3 protein-coding genes are annotated in these 3,725 nt (G+C 69.4%); 2 read left to right on the top strand and 1 reads right to left on the bottom strand.

Annotated elements, in window-relative coordinates; translation table 11 throughout:
* Window positions 1-223 precede the first annotated feature (223 nt).
* Both yjgA and mog read left to right on the top strand, forming a co-directional pair.
* Entirely contained in the window at window positions 224-760 is a 537-nt protein-coding gene (gene yjgA / locus ACXJKR_RS26985) for a ribosome biogenesis factor YjgA (RefSeq protein WP_457325434.1), read from the top strand.
* Window positions 753-1,319, top strand: a complete 567-nt coding sequence (gene mog, locus ACXJKR_RS26980; RefSeq protein ID WP_056196850.1) for a molybdopterin adenylyltransferase — start codon at window positions 753-755, stop codon at window positions 1,317-1,319. The genes yjgA and mog overlap by 8 nt, the downstream gene beginning before the upstream one ends.
* Here the strand turns inward: mog and ACXJKR_RS26975 are convergent.
* Window positions 1,316-3,725 (bottom strand): diguanylate cyclase domain-containing protein (locus ACXJKR_RS26975; protein ID WP_457325433.1); only part of this gene is annotated, 2,410 nt, incomplete at its 5' end. The two genes, mog and ACXJKR_RS26975, sit on opposite strands and share 4 nt — an antisense overlap.

Below are 3,725 nucleotides of genomic sequence, written 5' to 3'. Positions count from 1 at the left end.
GATACCGACAGGCCGCAGCCCTCAGACACTTCTGCACCGGCATCGGTCGCGCCGATCTTTTTCGCTTCGCCGAGCGCATCCTCGATCCATTGCTGGAACTGCTCGGGGCTGTAGGCAAAACCGTTCTGAGGCTGGGGCATGAAAGCAAAGCGCCGGGCGATGCCGGCGCCGGTGTCAATGGGGTGGGGGACAATGATAAGACTCCGCTCTCTCCCGCACCGCGATGCACGATCCCAACCCTGAATTCGAAGACGACGACGACTTCGACGGCCCCAGCAAGAGCCAGCTCAAGCGCGACATGACCGCGCTGCAGAAGCTCGGCGAAGAATTGCTCGTCTTGCCCGAGAGCCGTTGGGAGCCGCTGGCGCTGCCCGAGATCCTTTACGACGCGCTGCGCCACGCCAAGAAGATCACCAATTTCGAGGGCAAGCGCAGGCAGATCCAGTACATCGGCAAGCTGATGCGCAAGATCGATCCCGAGCCGATCCGGGAAGCGGTGGCCGCTTTCAAGCTCGGCCATGCGCAGGACAGCCTCAAGCTGCATCAGTCCGAGCGCTGGCGCGAACGCCTGCTGGCGACCGACGACGCGCTGCAGGAGTTCCTCGCCGAGCACGCCGACGTCGACATCCAGCAGCTGCGCAGCCTCGTGCGCGCGGCGCGCAAGGACGCGGCCAACGAGCCGGAGAAACGCAGCGGCCGCGCCTTCCGCGAGCTGTTCCAGTTCATCAAGGCTTCCGAAGCCGCGGCCGAAGATGAGTGAGCAGGTCCGCATCGGTGTCGTGTCCATCAGCGACCGGGCATCAGCCGGTGTCTACGAAGACAAGGGCCTGCCTGCCCTCAAGGACTGGCTGACGGGCGCGCTGCACAACCCCATCGAGTTCGTGTCCCGCCTGATTCCTGACGAGCAGGCCGACATCTCGGCGGCGTTGACCGAGCTGGTCGACACCGAACGCTGCGACCTGGTGCTGACGACCGGCGGCACCGGCCCCGCACCGCGTGACGTCACGCCCGAGGCGACGCTGGCCGTGGCTGACCGCGTGATGCCGGGCTTTGGCGAGCAGATGCGCCAGATCTCGCTGCATTTCGTGCCCACGGCCATCCTGTCGCGCCAGGTCGCCGTCATCCGCGGCAAGAGTCTGATCATCAACCTGCCCGGCCAGCCCAAGGCCATCGCCGAAACTCTGGCTGGCCACGAGAAGGCCAGCGGCATCTTCGCCGCCGTACCCTATTGCATCGACCTGATCGGCGGGCCCTACCTCGAGACCCGCGACGAGGTCTGCAAGGCTTTCAGACCCAAGAGCGCACAACGCCCCGTCTAGCCTTCGACCGTTCCTGGCTCGGCCAGCGCCGCAGCCACGTCATCCAGGCTGCGATTGCTGCTGAGGCCGAACCCGCCCACGACGCGCTGACCGGTGGCGCCGCGCCCCTTGGCGGTGTGCACGCCAACCCAGGCATTGCGGCCGGCGCGCTTGGCGGCATAGAGCCCCAGGTCGGCCAGGTTGACGACCTGCTGCCAGCTGCGTGCCTGTGGCCGCTCCGGCTCGAAGGGCACGCAGGCAAAGCCGACGGAACAGCTGACATCGAGGCGGCCGCCGTCGTCGAGCTCAAACGGCGTGGCGGCGATGACGGCGCGCATGCGCTCGGCCAGCTCCTCAGCGCGCAGGCGATCGGTGTCGCGCGCCACGGCCAGGAATTCCTCGCCACCCCAGCGCACCAGGTAATCGGACTCGCGCATCACCGAACGCAGCCGGGCGCCGAACTGCACCAGCACCGCGTCGCCCGCGGCATGGCCGTGCCGGTCGTTGATGCGCTTGAAGGCATCGATGTCGAGCAGCAGGAAGACGTTGTCCGTATCCAGCGGCTGGCCCCCGGCGGCAAGCGTCTCCTGTGATCGGCGCAGGCTGGCTGCCAGGTCCTGCTCGATGTGGTCACTCAGGAAGCGGCGGTTGTGCAGGCCCGTCAACGGATCGGTCACGCTGCTCAACTGAAGCTGCTCTGATTTCTCTTGCAAAGCGTGGTGCATCGCCCGCAACTCGACCGTGCGCTCGCGCACCTTGTGCTCCAGCTCGAGCTGCCGGTGGCGCAGCAGCCGCGTGCGCCCGGCCACCGCCGCGAGCACGAGCAGGCATAGCGCAAACACCAGGGCAGCGCGGAACCACCAGGTCTGGTGCCAGGCAGGCCTCACCGTCACCGCCAGGGCCAGTTCGCGCTCGCCCCATTGGCCGTCGCGGTTGGAGGCGCGCAGGCGCAGCCGGTAGTCACCCGGTGGCAGGTTGGTATAGGCGGCCACCCGGCGCGCCGCGTCGGCCGCCATCCAGCTGGCATCGAAGCCTTCGAGCTTGTAGGCATAGCGATTGYGTTCCGGCGCCGAGAAGTCGGTGGACGCGAACTCCACGGCCAGGCTGTTGCCGTCGGCCGGCACGTCCAGCAGCGCCGTACCACCCGGGGGCAGCGCCACAGAGCGCCCGCCGATCTGCACGTCCGCCACCAGCACGTCGGGCCGGTAGGTCCAGGCCTGCAGCTTCTCGGGCAGCACCACGGTCATGCCGCCGGCACCGCCGAACAGCAGCTCGCCGCGCTCGGTACGCGCTGCCGAGCCCGTCCAGTAGGTCGGGAAGACCACGCCCTCGGCCCGGCGCAGCGCGCGCGCCGTCATGCGGGCCGGGTCGATACGCGCCAGACCGTTGTCGGTGCTGGCCCAGACCTGGCCCTGCAGGTCCGGCAGCAGCGCGTTGACAGTGCCGTCCGGCAGGCCCTGGGCAACGCCCACGCGCAGGATGGCTTCACCCTGGCCCGGCGCCGGCAGCACATCGATGCCGCCGCCATAGCTGCCCACCCAGAGCCGGCCTTCGGCATCCAGCATCAGCGCCGTGACGAAGCCGGCCGACAGGCCGCGCGCCAGCGTCGGGCCGGCCGGGTATTGCACGACACCACCGCTCAGGGGATCGACCCGGTTGAGGCCGTTGCGCGTTCCGACCCACAGCTCACCCGCCGCGCCGCGGGCCAGCACCATGATGCGCTGGTCGGTCAAGCCCGGTGCCGGGAGGGTGACGGGCGCGGCGCTGCCGCTGGCAATGTCCAACCGCCACAGGCCGTCGAACTGGCCGCCTATCCACAGCGTGCCGCCATCGACCAGCAGGGCCCAGGTGGATGCGGCAGGGTTGCGGCCCGCCAGGCTCACGCGACGCAAATGGCGCCCATTCGCATCGCAGCGATAAAGACCGCGCTTGGTGGCGACGAAGACGCTGCCATCCGCCACGCGCGCCATGCCCAGCACGATGTCCGGCGGCAGCGCGGCCTCGGGCCGGCTCGCATCGGGCCGCAGTGCACCGGCGCGGGCACCGGTGGCGTCGAGGATGTCGATGCCGCTCTTGTGCGTGGCCAGCCACAGGCGGCCCTCGGGCATCGGCAGGATCCAGCTGATCTCGGCGCTGATGAAACGGGAGTCGAGTGCATCGCCAACCTCGGCGCTGGCGCCCAGGCGGGTCAGCACCCCGCCCTGGCGGGGGTCGTGGCGACTCAGGCCGCGGTTCGACGCAGCCCAGATCAGCCCGGACCGGTCGCGGTAGAGGGTGCGCAACGCGTTGTCCGCCAGGCTGACCGGCCAGGCCGGCACGTGGCGGATGCGCCGGCTGTCGCGCCGCTCGACGTCGACGGCCACGACACCCTGCCCCAGGGTCGCCACCCACATCTCCCCCGGCTGTGTCTCGAGCAGGCTGGTGATC

Source organism: Roseateles sp. P5_E11 (assembly GCF_054049355.1).
Note: the sequence above shows the minus strand (reverse complement) of the source record. Positions and strands in the feature narration are given on the sequence as shown.